Source organism: Acinetobacter sp. N1-1, from assembly GCF_056711485.1.
On record NZ_JBWXUO010000012.1, the window covers coordinates 1,168,376 to 1,186,892 of the forward strand.

Annotated in this window: 19 protein-coding genes and 1 tRNA gene; 11 read left to right on the plus strand and 9 right to left on the minus strand. The window is 36.7% G+C overall.

The features are described 5' to 3' along the window. Positions 1 to 15: 15 nt before the first annotated feature. Genes gatB through gatC form a run of 3 tightly spaced genes read right to left on the minus strand, consistent with a single transcriptional unit; the run spans position 16 to position 3,295 of the window. Positions 16 to 1,470 carry an Asp-tRNA(Asn)/Glu-tRNA(Gln) amidotransferase subunit GatB gene (gene gatB, locus AC1MPL_RS05840; RefSeq protein ID WP_479764875.1) on the minus strand — a complete coding sequence of 485 codons (1,455 nt, stop codon included), beginning with the start codon at positions 1,468 to 1,470 and terminating at the stop codon, positions 16 to 18. After that, positions 1,470 to 2,948 carry an Asp-tRNA(Asn)/Glu-tRNA(Gln) amidotransferase subunit GatA gene (gatA, locus tag AC1MPL_RS05845; protein ID WP_479764876.1) on the minus strand — a complete coding sequence of 493 codons (1,479 nt, stop codon included), beginning with the start codon at positions 2,946 to 2,948 and terminating at the stop codon, positions 1,470 to 1,472. Before gatA ends, gatB begins: the two co-directional genes overlap by 1 nt. Before the next feature lie 35 nt (positions 2,949 to 2,983). After that, positions 2,984 to 3,295: an Asp-tRNA(Asn)/Glu-tRNA(Gln) amidotransferase subunit GatC gene (gene gatC, locus AC1MPL_RS05850; RefSeq protein WP_479764877.1), complete on the minus strand. Its 312-nt coding sequence runs from the start codon at positions 3,293 to 3,295 to the stop codon at positions 2,984 to 2,986. A 131-nt stretch (positions 3,296 to 3,426) separates the two neighbouring features. On the opposite strand from gatC, the gene AC1MPL_RS05855 reads away from it, so the two are divergent. The 6 genes from AC1MPL_RS05855 to AC1MPL_RS05880 all read left to right on the plus strand — a co-directional run bounded on the left by AC1MPL_RS05855 (position 3,427) and on the right by AC1MPL_RS05880 (position 8,188). Continuing rightward, positions 3,427 to 4,473 (plus strand): rod shape-determining protein, encoded by a 1,047-nt coding sequence (locus AC1MPL_RS05855; RefSeq protein ID WP_479764878.1) that lies wholly within the window; start codon positions 3,427 to 3,429, stop codon positions 4,471 to 4,473. Between the two features lie 22 nt (positions 4,474 to 4,495). Then, positions 4,496 to 5,353, plus strand: a complete 858-nt coding sequence (gene mreC / locus AC1MPL_RS05860; RefSeq protein ID WP_479764879.1) for a rod shape-determining protein MreC — start codon at positions 4,496 to 4,498, stop codon at positions 5,351 to 5,353. Continuing rightward, positions 5,340 to 5,831, plus strand: a complete 492-nt coding sequence (mreD, locus tag AC1MPL_RS05865; protein ID WP_479764880.1) for a rod shape-determining protein MreD — start codon at positions 5,340 to 5,342, stop codon at positions 5,829 to 5,831. The genes mreC and mreD overlap by 14 nt, the downstream gene beginning before the upstream one ends. Further along, positions 5,819 to 6,385, plus strand: a complete 567-nt coding sequence (locus tag AC1MPL_RS05870) for a Maf family nucleotide pyrophosphatase (protein WP_479764881.1) — start codon at positions 5,819 to 5,821, stop codon at positions 6,383 to 6,385. The genes mreD and AC1MPL_RS05870 overlap by 13 nt, the downstream gene beginning before the upstream one ends. Before the next feature lie 40 nt (positions 6,386 to 6,425). After that, positions 6,426 to 7,880, plus strand: coding sequence for a ribonuclease G (gene rng / locus AC1MPL_RS05875; protein ID WP_479764882.1), 1,455 nt, complete (start codon positions 6,426 to 6,428; stop codon positions 7,878 to 7,880). A 128-nt stretch (positions 7,881 to 8,008) separates the two neighbouring features. Beyond that, positions 8,009 to 8,188, plus strand: a complete 180-nt coding sequence (locus AC1MPL_RS05880) for a PA1571 family protein (RefSeq protein WP_479764883.1) — start codon at positions 8,009 to 8,011, stop codon at positions 8,186 to 8,188. 62 nt (positions 8,189 to 8,250) lie between these two features. Here the strand turns inward: AC1MPL_RS05880 and AC1MPL_RS05885 are convergent, their stop codons facing one another. Next, complete coding sequence (locus AC1MPL_RS05885; protein ID WP_479764884.1) at positions 8,251 to 9,606, minus strand: WS/DGAT/MGAT family O-acyltransferase; 1,356 nt, start codon at positions 9,604 to 9,606, stop codon at positions 8,251 to 8,253. Positions 9,607 to 9,742: 136 nt separating this feature from the next. Further along, positions 9,743 to 10,474: a phosphoadenylyl-sulfate reductase gene (locus AC1MPL_RS05890; RefSeq protein ID WP_479764885.1), complete on the minus strand. Its 732-nt coding sequence runs from the start codon at positions 10,472 to 10,474 to the stop codon at positions 9,743 to 9,745. A 223-nt stretch (positions 10,475 to 10,697) separates the two neighbouring features. Between AC1MPL_RS05890 and AC1MPL_RS05895 the strand changes: the two genes are divergently transcribed. The 3 genes from AC1MPL_RS05895 to AC1MPL_RS05905 all read left to right on the plus strand — a co-directional run bounded on the left by AC1MPL_RS05895 (position 10,698) and on the right by AC1MPL_RS05905 (position 13,252). Further along, the gene (locus AC1MPL_RS05895; protein ID WP_479764886.1) at positions 10,698 to 11,225 is read left to right on the plus strand and encodes a GNAT family N-acetyltransferase; all 528 of its coding nucleotides are present in this window, start codon (positions 10,698 to 10,700) and stop codon (positions 11,223 to 11,225) included. Between the two features lie 132 nt (positions 11,226 to 11,357). Then, positions 11,358 to 12,545 carry a sugar transporter gene (locus AC1MPL_RS05900; RefSeq protein ID WP_479764887.1) on the plus strand — a complete coding sequence of 396 codons (1,188 nt, stop codon included), beginning with the start codon at positions 11,358 to 11,360 and terminating at the stop codon, positions 12,543 to 12,545. A gap of 95 nt (positions 12,546 to 12,640) precedes the next feature. Then, entirely contained in the window at positions 12,641 to 13,252 is a 612-nt protein-coding gene (locus tag AC1MPL_RS05905) for an HAD family hydrolase (RefSeq protein WP_479764888.1), read from the plus strand. Position 13,253: 1 nt separating this feature from the next. Here AC1MPL_RS05905 and AC1MPL_RS05910 read toward each other — a convergent pair. The 3 genes from AC1MPL_RS05910 to AC1MPL_RS05920 all read right to left on the minus strand — a co-directional run bounded on the left by AC1MPL_RS05910 (position 13,254) and on the right by AC1MPL_RS05920 (position 16,164). Beyond that, positions 13,254 to 13,329: transfer RNA gene (locus AC1MPL_RS05910), tRNA-Arg, on the minus strand. A gap of 74 nt (positions 13,330 to 13,403) precedes the next feature. Beyond that, entirely contained in the window at positions 13,404 to 14,756 is a 1,353-nt protein-coding gene (locus tag AC1MPL_RS05915; RefSeq protein WP_479764889.1) for an amino acid permease, read from the minus strand. A 55-nt stretch (positions 14,757 to 14,811) separates the two neighbouring features. Continuing rightward, complete coding sequence (locus AC1MPL_RS05920; protein WP_479766170.1) at positions 14,812 to 16,164, minus strand: amino acid permease; 1,353 nt, start codon at positions 16,162 to 16,164, stop codon at positions 14,812 to 14,814. Between the two features lie 223 nt (positions 16,165 to 16,387). Between AC1MPL_RS05920 and AC1MPL_RS05925 the strand changes: the two genes are divergently transcribed. Next, positions 16,388 to 16,732: a zinc ribbon domain-containing protein YjdM gene (locus tag AC1MPL_RS05925; RefSeq protein WP_479764890.1), complete on the plus strand. Its 345-nt coding sequence runs from the start codon at positions 16,388 to 16,390 to the stop codon at positions 16,730 to 16,732. A gap of 21 nt (positions 16,733 to 16,753) precedes the next feature. Next, positions 16,754 to 17,668: a polyprenyl synthetase family protein gene (locus tag AC1MPL_RS05930; protein ID WP_479764891.1), complete on the plus strand. Its 915-nt coding sequence runs from the start codon at positions 16,754 to 16,756 to the stop codon at positions 17,666 to 17,668. Here the strand turns inward: AC1MPL_RS05930 and AC1MPL_RS05935 are convergent. After that, on the minus strand, positions 17,665 to 18,516 hold the full coding sequence (locus tag AC1MPL_RS05935; protein ID WP_479764892.1) for an SPFH domain-containing protein: 852 nt from the start codon (positions 18,514 to 18,516) through the stop codon (positions 17,665 to 17,667). The genes AC1MPL_RS05930 and AC1MPL_RS05935 overlap by 4 nt on opposite strands. Position 18,517 lies beyond the last annotated feature (1 nt).

Sequence of the window (18,517 nt, forward strand, 5' to 3'; positions counted from 1 at the left end):
AATAAAAATAAATAATTAGTTAAGCAACTGCTTCATAAGCTGGTTTACTTGTGCTGGGTTTGCTTTACCACGAGATGCTTTCATGACTTGACCAACTAAGCCATTAAATGCTTTTTCTTTGCCAGATTTATATTCTTCAACCATTTTTTCGTTGGCAGCAAGTACTTCTTTAATGATTGCTTCGATTGCACCTGTGTTAGTTTCTTGCTTTAAGCCTTTTTCTTCAATAATTTGGTCGGCAGATGAACCATTGCTTTCCCACATGAAGCCAAAAACTTGCTTTGCAATTTTCCCACTAATTGTGTTGTCGATAATACGAGCAATCATACCACCCAATTGGATTGCTGAAACAGGTGATTGATCAATACTTAAATCAGCTTTATTGAGTGCGCCTGAAAGTTCACCCATAACCCAGTTGGCTGCAAGTTTTGCATTTTTTGCACCACCTGATGCTTTTACTGTTTCTTCAAAGAAATCTGATAGTTCACGGCTGAGTGTTAGTACACGCGCATCGTATTCAGTTAGCTGGTATGCTTCTATGAATCTTTCACGGCGTGCTTGAGGGAGTTCAGGCATATCTGCTTGGATCGCTTGAATTTGCTCTTCTGAAATGCGTACAGGCAGTAAATCTGGGTCAGGGAAGTAGCGATAGTCATTTGCTTCTTCTTTTGTACGCATTGCACGTGTTTCTAACTTGTTTGGGTCAAAAAGACGCGTTTGTTGAATGATCTTACCACCGCTTTCTAGAACATCAATTTGACGTTCAATCTCAACTTCAATCGCTTTTTCGATAAAACGGAACGAGTTGATGTTTTTCAGTTCACAGCGTGTACCAAATTCATCGCCCGGTTGGCGAATAGATACGTTACAGTCACAACGGAAAGAACCTTCAGCCATATTACCATCAGAAATGCCTAGCCAGCGTACAAGCGTATGAATGGCGCGTACGTAAGCAACGGCTTCTTCTTTTGAGCGCATATCAGGTTCTGAAACAATTTCAAGCAGTGGTGTACCTGCACGGTTTAAATCAATACCTGTCATGCCTTCAAAATCTTCGTGTAAAGATTTACCTGCATCTTCTTCAAGGTGGGCACGTGTTACACCAATACGTTTTGTTGTACCATCTTCAAGGTGAATGTCGATATGACCTTTGCCCACAATAGGGTTATCCATTTGACTAATTTGATAGCCTTTTGGTAAGTCAGGGTAGAAGTAGTTTTTACGGGCAAAGACAGAAGCACGATCAATTTCTGCATCAATCCCTAAACCAAAGCAAATTGCTTTATCTACAACTTCTTTGTTGAGGACAGGGAGAACGCCAGGCATAGCTAAATCGACAAGGCTTGCTTGAGTGTTTGGTTCAGCACCAAATTCGATGCTTGAACCAGAGAATATTTTTGTATTTGTGTTGAGCTGAGTGTGGATTTCTAAGCCAATGACAACTTCCCAACCATCAATAAGTTTTGCCATTATACATTCTCCTCAGCAATAGCAGATCGTTTGTTATGCCAGTCAGTTGCTTGTTGATATTGGTGTACAACTGAAAGTAGTTGAGATTCAGACCAATAATTACCTATAAGTTGTAGACCTACAGGAAGATTATTTTGATCGAAACCAACAGGTGCATTGATTGCTGGATGTCCTGAAAGGTTAACAGCAAGTGTGTATAGGTCACCTAGGTACATTTCTACTGGAGAGAGTGATGCGCCAATTTTGTAAGCTGTTGTTGGTGCAGATGGTGCGGCAATTACATCAACATGTTCAAATGCTTTTAAGAAGTCTTCCTGAATAAGACGACGAACTTTCTGTGCTTTGACGTAGTAGTCATCATAGAAACCAGCAGAGAGGGCATATGTACCAATAAGAATACGACGTTGTACTTCTTCGCCAAATCCTTCAGAGCGCGAGCGTCTATACAAGTCATCTAGGTCTTGTGGATTTTCACAGCGATGTCCAAAACGAACACCATCATAACGAGATAAGTTTGAAGAAGCTTCTGCAGGTGCAATTAGGTAGTATGTTGGTACATATGATTCAACCATAGTTAAGTCAACTTCAACAAGAATTGCACCAAGTTCTTCAAGTTTCTTTAATGCTTCTTCAACACGTGCTTTAACTTCAGCGTTTAAACCTTCAACTTCAAAATACTGTTTTGGTATACCAATACGCAAACCTTTTAATGAAGTTTTATTGAGGTTGTTAACATAGTCATCTACAGGTATTTCAACGGATGTAGAGTCTTTTTCATCATGACCTGCAATTACATTCATTAGGTAAGCACAGTCTTCTGCTGAGTGTGCCATAGGGCCTGCTTGGTCAAGTGATGATGCAAATGCGATCATACCGTAGCGAGAAACGCGACCATATGTAGGCTTTAGACCCGTAAGACCACAAAATGATGCAGGTTGGCGAATAGAGCCTCCTGTATCTGTACCTGTTGCAAATGGTGCTAAACCTGCAGCAATAACAGCTGAAGAGCCTCCTGAAGAACCACCTGGAACATAGTCTAAGTTCCAAGGGTTTTTAGTTGCGCCATAATATGAATTTTCACACGTTGAACCCATTGCAAACTCATCCATATTTACTTTTCCTAAAGTAATAAGATGAGATTGTTCGGTTTTTGTAACTACAGTCGCATCATATGGCGAAATGAAGTTATCAAGCATTTTTGAACCTGCAGAAGTACGAACTCCTTTTGTACAAAAAATATCTTTATGTGCAATTGGAATACCTGCAAGAGCAGATGCTTGACCAGATTTGATTAAGGCATCTGCTGTATCTGCTGCATTGAGTGCTTGCTCTGCTGTAACTGTAATATAGCTGTTAAGTTGTGTATCAAGTTTGTCAATGCGTTTTAAATAGTGTTCTGTCAATTCGCGAGACGAGAACTGGCGTTGTTGCAATCCCTGAGAAAGTTCGCGAATAGATAAGCGATGTAAATCTGTCATAGTATATTCTGTATAATTAAAGTGATCGGAAAGTATTATTCAATAACGCGAGGTACAAGGTATAGACCATCTTGTGTTGATGGTGCAACCTTTTGATATTCCTCACGATGATTGCTCTCTGAGATCGTATCTTGGCGTAATGGTTGTGGGCTATTAAATGGACTTCTTAGTGGTTCAACACCATCTGTATTAATCTCTTTTAATGTATCCATCATGTCTAAAATTTTATTTAGACTTTGTGCGTATGCATTAGATTGCGTATCATTGAGCGATAATCGAGCAAGATTGGCAATGCTCGCAATGGTTTGAGCATTAAAATCTGAATGCTGTGCATCTGGTGTAGACATAACATCACCTAGTCAGTATCAAAAAAAATTGAAATATCGTGTTATATGATAAGCGATTGACTTGTTCAAATCATCACATTTAGTTAAAGTTGCCAACTTGCGTCCATATTTGTAGAAACTGGGAACGACCCGTGATTTTAAAACGACTAATTGGCTTGTTTTCGCCAGATCTCGCTATTGACTTAGGTACAGCGAACACACTTATTTATGCGCCTGGACGAGGCATTATATTAAATGAACCAACTGTTGTGGCAATTCGCCATAGTGGCTCACAAAAAATTGTGGCTGCTGTTGGTTTGGATGCGAAACAGATGCTTGGTCGTACGCCGGCTAATATTTCTGCAATTCGACCAATGAAAGATGGCGTTATTGCCGACTTTGAAGTAACTGAAACAATGTTGAATCAGTTCATTGGTAAAGTGCATGAAAAGCGTCTTTTTCCACCAGCGCCTAGAGTTGTAGTTTGTGTGCCATGTAAGTCAACACTTGTTGAACGCCGTGCTATTCGCGAAGCTGTATATAATGCGGGTGCGCGTGATGTACGTTTAATTGAAGAACCAATGGCTGCAGCAATTGGTGCAGGTTTACCTGTAGAGCAGGCATGTGGTTCAATGATTGTTGATGTTGGTGGTGGTACAACTGAAATTGCAATTATTTCATTACAAGGCTGTGTATATGCAGATTCACTGCGTATAGGTGGTGATGTTTTTGATGAGCAGATTATTAATTATGTACGTAAAGCACATGGTTGTGTGATTGGTGAAACAACAGCTGAACTAATTAAAAAAGAAGTAGGTATGGCAGTTGCTGAAGAAAATAATCAAAAACTAGAAATTGAAGTTCGTGGTCGTAATCTTGCAGAGGGTGTTCCTCGCTCTATTACGGTTACATCTGATGAAGTAATGCAAGCGATTACAGATCCATTGCAAAGTATAGTAAGTGCTGTAAAGTCTGCTTTAGAGCAAACACCACCAGAACTTTCTTCTGATATTGCAGAACGTGGTATTGTTCTGACAGGTGGTGGTGCACTATTACGTAATTTAGATAAGCTATTGGCAAAAGAAACTGGTTTGCCAGTTGTTGCTGCTGAAGATCCTTTAACATGCGTGACTCGTGGCGGTGGTAAAGTATTAGAGTTCTTTGATAATCCAAACCATGACATGCTTTTTGTTGGATAATTCATCAATATAGGGTGAGGCGGTGCAACCGAATATTTTTTCAAGACAACCGCCATCTTTTCGCTCATTTATTATTGCAGTCATCACATGTGTAGCAGTGTTATTTTTCGACTGGCGCATGCCACATGTGGTACAACCTGCAAGGGATGTTATGTACTCGCTGTATAATCCAATTTATACCGTTGCAAGCTATCCAATAATGTCGCGAGAGTGGTTAAGTCAGCAAACAAAATCTGAAGAACAATTACGCCGTGAAAATACGGCCATGCAGGCTGAATTATTACAAGCACAAGTACGCTTACAAAAACTATCAGAATTGTCTGCTGAAAATACCCGTTTACGCGGGTTGTTAGATACTCCATTGATTATTGATGGTCGTATGGAAATTGCAGAAGTTATTGGTACGGATACAGATCCTTTAAGACATATTATTGTGATTAATCGTGGTGTTGCAGATCATTTACGCCAAGGACAAGTTGTGCTTGATGATAAAGGAATTATGGGACAGGTCATTAATGTTTCACAGCATAATGCACGTGTTTTACTTTTATCAGATAAGGAAAGCTCTCTCTCTGTACGTATAGAGCGAACTGGAATGAGAGCCATTGTGTCTGGGACAGGCGATCTGGGTACATTAAAAATGCAATATGTACCAACTAGTGCCGATCTAAAGGTTGGAGATAATGTCTACAGCTCAGGTTTAGGTGAGCATTTTCCTGCTGGATATCTTGTAGGTACAGTTTCCAAGATACAGCGACAAAATTCTGGTGAATTTGCTCAAATTGATGTAACGCCATCTGCTCAATTGGCTGGTGGTCATTATGTGGTTGTTCTATTTTCTGACTCTCTAGCTAAGGAGCAGCCATATGTTAACAGCTAACTATAAGCCTGCAAAAAGAAAAGACCCTTTAATCTTTATTATTCTTTCTGTAATTGTGGCATCTGTAATTACGGTTTATCCCGTATCTTATGATGTAGCAGCTTGGCGACCCGCTATGATGATGATGGTGATGCTCTTTTGGGTGTTGTGTCAGCCAAGTTGGTGTGGTGTTTGGTTCGCCTTTACTATGGGAATCTTTACTGACTTATTGATAGATGCTCCACTTGGTCAAAATGCATTGGTATATATATTAATTTCATTTGGAACTCGTTACTTTGTCAGAGAAAAAAGAATTCTCACATTTTTGAATTTATGGGTAATTGCTATTCTAACTGTTGCACTCTATATTCTTTTAATATGTGTTGCACAAATCATGGCTAATGTCGATTATTCTTTGATAAGATGTTGGCAACCATTGATAAGTAGCATTTTTGTTTGGCCTATTCTATATTTTAGTTTAAAAAAATGGCGAGCTTAATTTTAGCATCAAGTTCTCCTAGACGTTCTGAATTGTTGCAACGTTTAGGTTTAGATTTTGAGATTTATAGTCCTAGTATTGATGAATCCTTAAAATTAAATGAAGTAGCTGATAAATATGTGATTAGGCTTGCTCGTGAAAAAGCAGCTAGTATTTCTAAGCTATTTCCTGATAAGGTTGTTTTGGCAGCAGATACCTGTATTTCTTTAGATGGTTCTATTATTGGTAAACCAAAATCTAAAGAGCATGCTTTCCATATATGGAGTACATTGTCTGGACGTCAGCATGATGTTTTATCTGGTATTTGTGTCATTGCTGAAAATGAAATGTATGACTGTGTCGTAAAAACGCAAGTCACATTTCAGCAACTTAGCCAAAGTGATATGGAAAGTTACTGGCAAACAGGCGAGCCTATAGATAAGGCGGGAGCATATGCGATACAAGGTATCGCAGCAAAATATATTCCCTCAATTAAAGGGAGTTATACGAATGTGGTTGGATTACCTTTGCATGAGACGGTTAAATTATTAAAAGCAGTTAAGGCACTAAATTAACTGCTTAAAAAAAATATTTTTATAACATTTTGAGTTAATTATGTCTGATGAGCTATTCATTAATGCTACACCGATGGAATGTCGTGTTGCATTAACTGAAGATGGAGTGGTCAATGAGGTATTTGTCGAACGAACTTTAAAAAGGGGGTTAGTTGGCAATATATATAAAGGGAAAGTAGTACGTGTTTTGCCTGGGATGCAAGCAGCATTTGTAGACATTGGTTTATCACGGACGGCTTTTTTACATATAAATGATATGGTGTGGCCTAAAGGAAAAACTACACCTAATGTGTTTGAGCTATTACAGCAGGGTCAAATTATTACTGTGCAGGTCATGAAAGACATGCTTGGTACAAAAGGTGCACGTTTAACAACGGATATTTCTTTACCTTCACGATATTTAGTTTTAATGCCTTTTGGTAATCATATTGGTATTTCACAGCGAATCGAATCTGAAGCAGAGCGAGAACGACTGCGTCATATTATTGAAAATATAAAAACAAAGTATTTGTTGCCTGGAAGTGTCATTGTACGTACAGCAGCAGAAGGAATTGATGAAACTGCTATAGATCAAGATATGGCTTATTTAAGTAAGTTATGGAACTATATTCAGCGTAAAAAAAGAAGTCTGCTTGTACCTTCTTTGGTTTTTGAAGAATTACCTTTACCACAGCGTATAGTGCGTGATTTATCTTTAGATAAAACAGAAAAAATTTATGTCGATTCAGATGATGTATTTATTAAGCTTAAAGAGTTTATCTCAGAATTTATGCCTCAAATGGAGAGTCGTCTGATCCATTATGTTGAGGATAAGCCTTTATTTGATGTACATCATATTGAAGAGGATATTCAAAAAGCACTACAAATTCGCATTTCTTTAAAATCAGGTGGCTATCTTATGATAGACCAAACTGAAGCGATGACTACAATTGATGTAAATACAGGCTCTTATGTAGGTGGAAGAAGCTTAGAGGATACGGTATATCGTACTAATATGGAGGCAACAGAAGTTATTGGACGTCAATTACGTCTGAGAAACTTAGGTGGCATCATCATTATTGATTTTATTGATATGCAGGAAGAAATACATCGTGCAGAGGTGCTTAAGTATTTTGAAGCTGTATTAGAAAAAGATCATGCGAAGACAAAGATTACTCAGGTGTCTGAACTTGGTCTTATTGAGATGACAAGAAAACGTACGAGAGAATCGTTAGAACATTTATTGTGCGATTCGTGTCCAACTTGTCATGGTCGTGGATTTGTAAAAACTGCCGAAACGGTATGTTATGAAATCTTTCGTGAGATTATGCGATTTACACGTACATATCCTCATCAGACAGGCTTTGTTGTTGTTGCAAGCCCCGTCGTTATTGATCGTTTACTGACAGAAGAGGCAGTTGCTGTGCAAGATTTATCTCATTTACTTGAGAGAAGTATAAAGTTGCAAGTAGAAACACTTTATACACAAGAGCAATACGATATCATTTTTGGTTAGAATTGTAACAATATATGATTATTCCTTGTTACAACTGACTGTTTACTTTTATGTATGATTTCTCAATACTATGACTCTAAGCTAGCCAAAGATAAAGTATTTTGTCTTAGCCAATCGAGGGGGCAACTATGCAATATTTTGATGAGAATTATATGCAAACAAATATACAAAATTTAAATGACAGCCAAACAGTTCAAAATCATTGCTACATGGTGAATGAGCACGGCAAAGAAGTACAAATTACAACAACTATGGTACAAGATATGTGTATTGAACTGCTTAAGCAGTGTCGTACTGTTAAGAATTAAAGGGACTCGTTTTAGTTTCGAAAGTCCCCCAAAGAAAGCCTTCTGATAAAAAAGAAGGCTTTTTATTTATGGTTAATTAATTTTTCGTACTGCTGAATTTCATCTTCTAAGAATGATAATAATGTTTGTACTCTAGGTACGGTTTTTCTACATGCAACAAGACCGACCTCAAGTTTATCTAAGTAACTTGTTAAAGTAATATTTAAAGCTTGCCCATCAAAAATAACTGATGCAGGATATATTGCTTCTAGTGGTGCACCATTCCAATATAGCGTTTCTTTAGGCCCTGGAACATTGGAGATTACAATATTAAAAGCCTGCTTTTTAGGCATTATTCCTGAAATAATATTGAGTCCTGCTGCTGCATATACAAAAGCACTGTAACTCAAGATTTGATTTTGAGTCATTCGCTTAAAACGCATTTTTGCTGTATGAACACTGTTAGATATGGTGTAGAGGCGATCTAAATGATCAGGGGTATCAGTTGCTAAATTTGCAAGAATCATCGTTATACGATTACTGAGTGCTGAATCATCTGTTCGTATAGAAGCGGGTACCATCGCAATAAGTGGTTTCTCTGGAAGTTGGTTTAGGTTAAGCAGATACTGCCGAAGTGCACCTGAACAAATTGCTAAGATGGTGTCATTTAGAGTGACATCTAAACGTTTAGATATTTCTCGTATACGTTTTAGCTCAAAAGATTGTGCGGCAAATCTTCGAGATGCACTAATACGCTGATTGAGTATACTCTTAGGTGCTTGGAAACTTGTGACATAATTGGGGTCAAACCTTCTATCATGTAGCATGGCTTGTTTAAGCTCTTGGTATACGACTTGTGGGGTTGTTGAAATTTGTTCTTTAAGGTTTTTAACTGAATTAAATACAGTCTTAAATTTATTTTTCTTTATTTTTTTTGACGTAGTTTCAATGCTCCAAGGTGGCGTAATATAGTGGGTGTTTGGGTCTTTGGCGAAAGACTTTTCCATAAGGCGCATACTACCCACACCATCTACTAAAGCATGATGTATTTTAAAGTAAAGTGCGAAACGATTTCCTTCAATACCTTCGATTAGTGTGCATGTCCAAAGTGGTTTAGCACGGTCTAATAGCACGCTATGCTCTTGTGAAATATGTACGAGTAATTCTTTAACACGTCCTGGATGAGGGAGGGAAATATGGCGAAAATGATGGTCTAGGTCGAACTCAGAGTCTTTATCCCAAAAAAGCCCATTTAATCTATGATTAAATGGAGATATTGGGATAGATTGAGATGCTCTAATGTCTGCAACTAAATTTTGAATAAAATTTTCTTGTGCATTTTCGGGTATTTTGAAGAGAAATAATCCTCCAACATGCATCGGTTGCTGTCTTTTTTCCAATGATAAAAATATCAGATCTATCGGATGTAATGGACGCATGCTATGAATCTCTTGGTCATTTCAATGATTTAAAGAGGGTAAGTTTAAGGTGAAAGACACAGAGTTTAAATCCTTAATTTGTTTTTGTTTGGCTAATAATAAAAATGCCACTTTGGAAGTGGCAAATAAAAACAGGTTATTTTAAATTTCCAGCGTGTAATCCACACTCTTTATGTGTGGCTTCTTCCCACCACCAGCGACCTTCACGTTCATGTTGGTTTGGCAATACAGGACGGGTACATGGTTCACAGCCAATAGAAATAAAGCCTTTCTCATGTAATGGGTTATAAGGAATTTCCATCATACGAATATAGCTCCACACATCGGTGCTGCTCCAATTTGCGAGTGGATTATATTTAATGAGCTGTTTATTTGGTCCTGAAAAGCCAGCATCAAATTGAATGACTGGAATATCATTACGTGTTGGGCTTTGGTCTTTACGCTGACCCGTAATCCAACCATCAAGCGTTGCGAGTTTTTTACGAAGCGGTTGTACTTTTCGAATACCACAGCATTCGCTATGACCATCTTCAAAAAAGCTAAAAAAACCTTTTTTCGTAACAAGTTCTTGAAGTGGCTTTGCTTCAGGTGAACAGATTTCAATTTCAATTTTATAAAACTTGCGTACAGTATCTATAAATTGGTAAGTTTCAGGATGTAAACGTCCCGTATCTAAACTAAATACTCGAAATGGTTTCCGTAAGCGGTATGCCATGTCAATAAGAACAATATCTTCAGCACCAGAAAAGGAAATTGCAATTTCACCTTCTTGGTTTAATGCTAATTCTAAAATTTCACTTGGTGATTTTTCTGTATATTCTTGAGTAAGAGCATCTATTAAGTCTATAGAAGGAATTGGCGTAGTCATATATGTTCCTGGCTGTCGGCTTGGAGCGAAAAAAGAGACAGGGTAGAAGCCCAAGTATTCTAAAGTAAATGTTAAAAAATATTTAGCATTAAAAAATCAAAGCTTATTCTTAAAAAAGATTTAGTTTTCTCTATATACTTTAGCGAATATGTTCTTTGTAAAATATATTTAATTAAAAGGCAATGAGTATGTTTTTTGAATGTATGAAAAACAAGGAAATTAGATGAGTATACTAATTAAGCAGGCGATATCTGAAGATTTAAGCCTCATTCAGAAGGTTGGTAGGCAGAGTTATGTTGAACATTTTTCCACAATATGGACAGATGAGGGTATTGAAGATTTTTTGAATAGTTCATTTTCAAAGAAAAAAATATTGTATTCAATTGAAGATGATCATCAGTTTTGGTTCCTATATATGCAATCACCTCAGAAGTGTATTGGGATTGCGAAGGTAAATTTGAATCAATATGAGCCAAATATAAAATGTGAAGGTGCAGAATTAGAAAAAATTTATTTCTTAAAAGAAGCGGTGGGTCAAGGTTATGCTAAAAATTTTATAGCGTTTCTTTTAGACTTTGCAAAAGAAAAAGATCAGAAAAGTATGTATTTAAGTGTTTTAAAAAGTAATATAAGAGCACAAAAGTTTTACGAACATCATGGTTTTGTTTGCAAAACAAGCATTCCTTATAGTACAGATCGTTATGATGTTGGGATGAATATTATGAAGTTTGATTATTGTAATCAAAATTAAAAAACCAAGTATGATTTTTACATTTTTCTTATTAGACTGCCTTATTTTATTATTCATAGACTTGTATACTGATAAGTATATAAGCCGTATAACAAATACGAACTAAAATCTTAATCTCATATATAAAGCCCTATGAATACAACTCCTCAACCAGCCCAAGATGGCAGCTGGGTGAGTGTTATTGCATTAGCACTCGCAGCGTTTATTTTTAATACAACAGAATTTGTACCTGTTGCATTACTGACTGATATTGCAAAAAGTTTTAATATGGAGGCTGCGCATGTTGGCTTAATGATTACGATTTATGCATGGGTTGTTGCACTTGCATCGTTACCGATGATGTTGGTAACACGACATATGGAACGGAAAAAACTTCTGCTTTCTATTTTCTTATTATTTATATTTAGTCATCTAATTTCTAGTTTTGCATCAAATTTCGTAATTTTATTGATCAGCCGTATTGGTATTGCATTAGCTCATGCAATATTTTGGTCAATTACAGCTTCACTTGCTGTGCGTGTTGCGCCCTTAGGCAAGGGAGTTCAAGCGTTAGGGTTACTCTCTACGGGTACAGTCTTAGCTTTAGTGCTTGGTATTCCATTTGGTCGTGTCATTGGTGAATTATTTGGTTGGCGTATTACATTTAGTATAGTTGCAGTGCTTGCGGTACTTGCAGCAGGTATTTTGTGGAAAACATTGCCGAATTTACCAAGTCAAAATACTGGATCTATTGAAAGTTTGCCTATTTTAATTAAACGTCCTGCATTAATGCTTCTGTTTATTACAACGGTTATTGTTGTTGTCGCGCAGTTTACGGCATACAGTTATATTGAACCATTTACGGATGAAATTGCACATTTCACAGCAGATCAGACCACAACTTTACTCTTGGTTTATGGTGGATCTGGGATTTTAGGCTCAATTTTATTTAGCCGTCTTAGTCGAAAATTACCAAAGGGTTTCCCTGTTATTTCTATTGCGGGATTAGCTATATGTATGTTGTTGTTATTGCCTCTCGCATTTAGTGTATGGGGAATTATGGCAATATCTGTTGCATGGGGCATATTCATTATGATTTTTGGTTTAGTGATGCAGTCTAAGGTGTTACAGCTTGCTTCTGATGCAACGGATGTCGCGATGTCCTTATATTCTGGGCTTTATAATGTTGGCATTGGTGGCGGTGCTTTACTGGGTAGTATTGTGGGTTTAAATCTAGGTATGAAATATATTGGTGTTGTCGGTGGTATTCTTGCCGTAATAGGTCTATGCCTTGCCATTTTAATGATACGACGAAAAGACTTTATGCCAGTTGATAATTAGTGATTAGAAAAGAGCCAATATGGCTCTTTTTCTTTTAATATAGATGTCAAATTATTGAATTAATATAAAAAATATAAAGATAAAGAGTGATAGTAATGTCTAAAATAGATACGGTGGTTTTTGATTTTGGTAATGTGCTTGTAAGATGGGCACCTAAAGAAATTATCAATTTGACATTTAGTTCTCCCGATAATTTAGAACAGTTAGTGCAAGATGTTTTTGCAGGTGATATCTGGAAAAATCTTAATTTAGGTAAGTTGACCGAGGCTGAAGCAAAACAAGAATATGCTGAACGTTATCATTTTAGTCCAGTGATATTGGATGCACTATTTTATTATGTGAAGCAAACACAAATTTTAATTTACAATACAACTATTTTATTAGAACGGTTATCTAAGGCAAATTATCGGTTATATGCTTTAACAGATAATGTAAGAGAAACAGTTAGTCATTTAAGAGAGATGTATTCTTTTTGGAATGTTTTTGATGGACATGTTGTTTCTGCTGAAATTGGTACAATGAAACCTCAGAAAGAAATATTTTGGTATTTAATGGATACTTATCAAGTCATTCCTGAGCGTACAGTATTCTTAGATGATATGCTTGGAAATGTACAAGCAGCATCAGAGATTGGGTTTAAAACGATTCACTTTACGAATGCTGATGTTGCTGAACAACAGCTTAAGGCTTTCGGTCTAATATTCTGATTGGTACGCCCTGCGGGACTCGAACCCACTTCTGTCACTTAGGAGGCAACTGCTCTATCCAGTTAAGCTAAGGGCGTATTGTTGAATAGCAGATAATGTAGCTTAGTTAGTGCGAAAAAAAAAGTTATTGTGAAAATAACTTTTTTTTGAGCTATTTGTTTTTCTTAAAATATTTAAAAAATATGAACATCAACATGATCCAAATAGGAATCATCAGTACGGATTCTTTAAAGCCTTGTATCCACATAATAACTAGAATAAGTGCAATAAAGCCAAGTGCAAGATAGTTGCTGAGAGGGGAAAAAAGAGCAGGGAAATTGGTTTTCGTATGAGAAGATTTCATTGCTTTTCTGAATTTAAGGTGTATAAGACTAATAACTGCCCAATTTAAAACTAAAGCACCAACAACAATATACATAAGATGCCCAAGTGCTTGTTCTGGAACAAAGTAGTTAAGAATTATGCAACCAAAAATTATTGCAGAGGCAAAAAGTGTTGCAATAATCGGTGTGCCGTTCTTATTAATACGAGCAAAAAAACTAGGGGCATCCCCTTGTTCTGCTAGGCCGAATAGCATACGGCTATTGGCAAACATACTGCTGTTATAAACAGAGAGTGCAGAGGTGAGAATAATAAAGTTAAGTAGATGTGCAGCCCAGTCGATACCAAGCTGACTAAAAATAATGACAAATGGGCTTTTATCTAAACTACCCAGTTGTAATTTATTCCATGGAACGAGTGATAATAAGATTGTAAGTGTACCAACATAAAAAATAAAGATTCGGAAAATAACTTGATTGATTGCTTTTGGAATTGTCTTTTTAGGATTTTCTGCTTCTGCGGCCGCCGTACCAATCAGGTCAATACCACCAAATGCAAACATAATAAAAGCCAGCATATAAAATAGACCATCGAACCCATGAGGGAAAAAGCCACCATGTGTCCATAAGTTAGAAACGCTTATATTTGAATTTGGTGCTGCATGTACGATAAGGTATGCGCCAAAAATAATCATGGCGATAACAGCAATAACTTTAATAATCGATAGCCAAAACTCTGATTCACCATAAAACTTGACGTTAAGTGTATTTACAATGGTAATAATAGTGAAGAAGAAAAGGGTAGAGACCCAAGCAGGAATATAAGGCCACCAGTAATTAATATATTTTGCAATTGCTGTTAGTTCTGTCATAGCAACTAAAATATTTAAAATCCAATAATTCCAACCTGTTAGGAATCCTGGAAACTTTCCCCAATATTTATATGCAAAATGACTAAATGACCCTGTAACAGGCTCATATGCAATCATCTCTCCAAGGTGACGTAAAATTAGAAAAACTACAAAGCCACCAATTGCATAACCTAAAATAATAGAAGGTCCAGCTGACTGAATGACTTGTGCAGATCCTAAGAATAGTCCAGTGCCAATAGCACCACCCATTGCAATGAGCTGAATGTGTCTGCTTTTTAATCCACGGTGGAGTTCAGATGTTTTGTTGCTCACAGGTAATATGACCCATTAAGTTTTAAGATGAAAGTGAAATATGAGTAAGTAGTGCTTAGTCTGATAATCTTTTGAAACGATAGAGTAAATATAAAATTACTGTCCAAATTGGCATAAAAATTACGGACTCTGCAAAGCCTTTTTGACACATGATATATAGCACTAATACAAGAAAAATAAGTACCAAATAGTTGCTTAAAGGCGACCATAGTGCAGGGAATGATGTCTTTTCACTTTGAGTTTGTTTAAGTTTACGAAATTTTAAATGAGTAACTGTAATCATTGTCCAGTTTAAAACTAAACCTGCAACAGAAACGTACATGAGATGGCTTAATGCTTCTTTAGGAACAAAATAGTTTAGTATTACACAGAAGAATATGAGTGCTGCTGACACAAGAACACAGTAGTGAGGTATACCTTGTTCATTGGTTTTTAATAAAAATTTTGGCGCACTTCCTTGCTCTGCTAAACCAAATAACATACGACTATTTGCAAACATACCGCTGTTATATACTGATAAAGCAGCCGTTAATATAATAAAATTAAGTAAATGCGCTGCCCATTGAAAGCCAAGTTTACTAAAGATTAGTACAAAAGGACTCTTTTCTAAGCTACCTAACTGTAATTGATTCCATGGTACCAGAGATAATAAAATAGTCAGTGAGCATATATAAAAGATAAGTATTCTAAAAATAACCTGATTAATTGCTTGAGGAATAGATTTTTTCGGATCATCTGCCTCTGCTGCGGTCATTCCTATAAGTTCAATACCACCAAATGCAAAAAGAATAAAAGCCAGCATATAAAATAGACTTTCAAACCCATGTGGAAAAAAACCACCATATGCCCAAAGATTAGAAACTGATTCACCTGTTGCTAGTGTTGCTGTACTGAGTAAATATATTCCAAATAGAATCATGGAAATTACAGCAATAACTTTAATGAGAGCAAGCCAAAACTCTGATTCTCCAAATATTTTTACGCTTGTCAGGTTTAGGGCTGTAATAATAGTGAAGAAAAAAAGTACAGATACCCATGCAGGAATATGAGGCCACCAGTAATTAACATACTGTGCAGCAGCTGTTAATTCTGTCATTGCAACCAGTAAGTAAACAATCCAATAGTTCCAACCTGTAAAGAAACCTGCAAATGGACTCCAATATTTATATGCAAGATGGCTAAATGAACCTGCAACAGGTTCTTCAATAATCATTTCTCCAAGTTGGCGCATAATCAGAAATGCAATAAACCCTGCTATTGCATAACCTAAAATAATAGATGGTCCTGCAGTTTGGATAATATGTGCTGAGCCTAAGAATAGACCCGTACCAATAGCTCCACCCATAGCAATAAGCTGAATATGCCGATTTTTGAGACCACGCTTTAGGTTAGATGATGTATTACTCACCAAAATACGCTCAATTAAAAATTTGGCATATTGTAAGTGATTGTAAGTGAATCTCATAGCGAAGATAAAAGCCTATACAACAATAGATATATGAGTTGCTGCATAATTTGTATATAAGGTGGCAAAAAATGATAAAAAACTTATCTAATTCAAAGGATTTGAGATAACTTTTGAAAAAAAATAGATTTAGCGCGATAATAACTGTTTGTTCTGAGATTTCGTAATGACTATTCCAGCTTGTACTCAATGCCAGTCTGTATATACATACTATGATGGTGATTTAATTATATGCCCTGAATGTGCGCATGAATGGAGAGAAGGAGAACAAGCTACAGATGATGCACAAACCCTTATTGTTGATGCACATGGTCAGCCATTACAGGATGGCGATAATGTGACTGTAATTAAAGATTTGAAGATTAAGGGATCTTCGTCTGTTGTAAAAGTAGGAACAAAAGTAAAAGGAATTCGTTTGGTTGCAGATGCAACTGATGGTCATAATATCGATTGTAAAATTTCAGGCATTGGCGCTATGAAGTTAAAATCAGAATTCGTAAAGAAAGCATAATTGAACACATACGAGGCAACAGTGTCATCATTAGCTGAAATATCTTCAGATTTTCTAAAGTCTGCCCAGCACCAAATCCAACAAGATTTAAAACTTGCATTGGATTCTTTTTCCATACCTGAACCATTGCGTGAAGCAATTTATCATGCAGTGATGTTAGGAGGAAAGCGTGTTCGACCTGCATTATGTTATGCAGTTGGTGGACTTCGCAATGATAATTTGAAATGGGCGGCAATTCGTCGTGCAGCTGTGGCCGTAGAGTTAATTCATTGTTACTCACTTGTGCATGATGACTTGCCTTGTATGGATAATGACTCTTTACGCCGTGGTCAACCGACATGCCATGTCGCATTTGGGGAAGATACGGCATTACTTGCAGGTGACTTATTACAATCTATGGCTTATGAAGTACTTACTAGTCAACTATTTAATCAGTCTATAAGTGAAGTAAGTGATCGCATTGTTTTACAACAAACACGTATCCTTGCTACAGCCAGTTCAAAAATGGTAAATGGGCAAATGTTGGATTTACAGGCAGAAGGTATCCAAGTTAATCAACAGCATTTAGAAAAGATACACCATAATAAAACAGGTGCTTTAATTTCAGCAGCTATTACGCTAGCAGCAGTCACAATTTTTGAAATACCTGCTATAGAAATGACAAAGCTGAGAGAATTTGGTCAAGCAATAGGTCTTGCTTTTCAAGTACAAGATGACATTTTAGATATTGTTGCAGAAACCTCTGTATTAGGGAAAACTGCTGGTAAAGATATACAAGTTGAAAAGTCTACTTATCCAGCACTTATGGGCTTAGAGCAGGCAAGGGTCTATGCGAATACATTGCATCAACGTGCTTTAGAAGCATTGGCATATTTTGGTAAAGATGCAGATCAACTGCATCAGATTACGCAGTTTTTATTGAAAAGGGAAAATTAATTTTTCCCCATAATTCCACGAATAGTATTAAGCACATCTGCAGGAAGAACGACTGTTTTTGAGTTGTTCGATTTTGCCATGTCCTGCATTGCTTTAATATATTGCTCTCCAAGTAAATAAGTGACAGGAGCATCTTTATCACCTACAGCAGACGTTACAAGCTCAATGGATTTTTGAGATGCTTCAGCTAACACGACTTGTGCTTGAGCATCACGTTTAGAAGCCTCTAGGCGACCATCTGCTTCTAAAATTGCAGCTTGTTTTTCACCATCTGCTTTGGTAACAGCAGCACGTCGTTGTCTTTCTGCTGCCGCTTGTTCTTCCATCGCAGTTTGCATTGTTGCAGAAGGTTGAATATCTTGAATTTCCACTGTTTTAAGCGTGATTCCCCAGTCAGAAATATCTTCCGAAATTGCTAATTTAAGTTTTGCTTTAATATGATCTCGAGAGGATAGAGCATCATCTAAGTCCATTTCTCCGACAATAGAGCGTAGCGAAGTCTGTACTAGGTTTTGAATTGCCCAATTGAAGTTTTCGATACCATAAACTGCTTTTTCTGGTGTTGTTAAATTGATATACGCAACTGCATTCATTAGTAAAACTGCATTATCTTTCGTAATAACTTCTTGTGAAGGGATTTCTAAAACAATATCTTTAGTTGTTATACGGTAAGCGACTTCATCAATGTAAGGAATAATAATATTTAAGCCTGGATTTAGTGTCGTATGGTACTTTCCTAGTCTTTGTACAATCCATTTATACCCTTGAGGGACAATACGAACACCTTTTAGGAGGGTAATAACAACAAATGCTAAAAAGGCGAGGCTAATAATTGTTGTAACTGACATT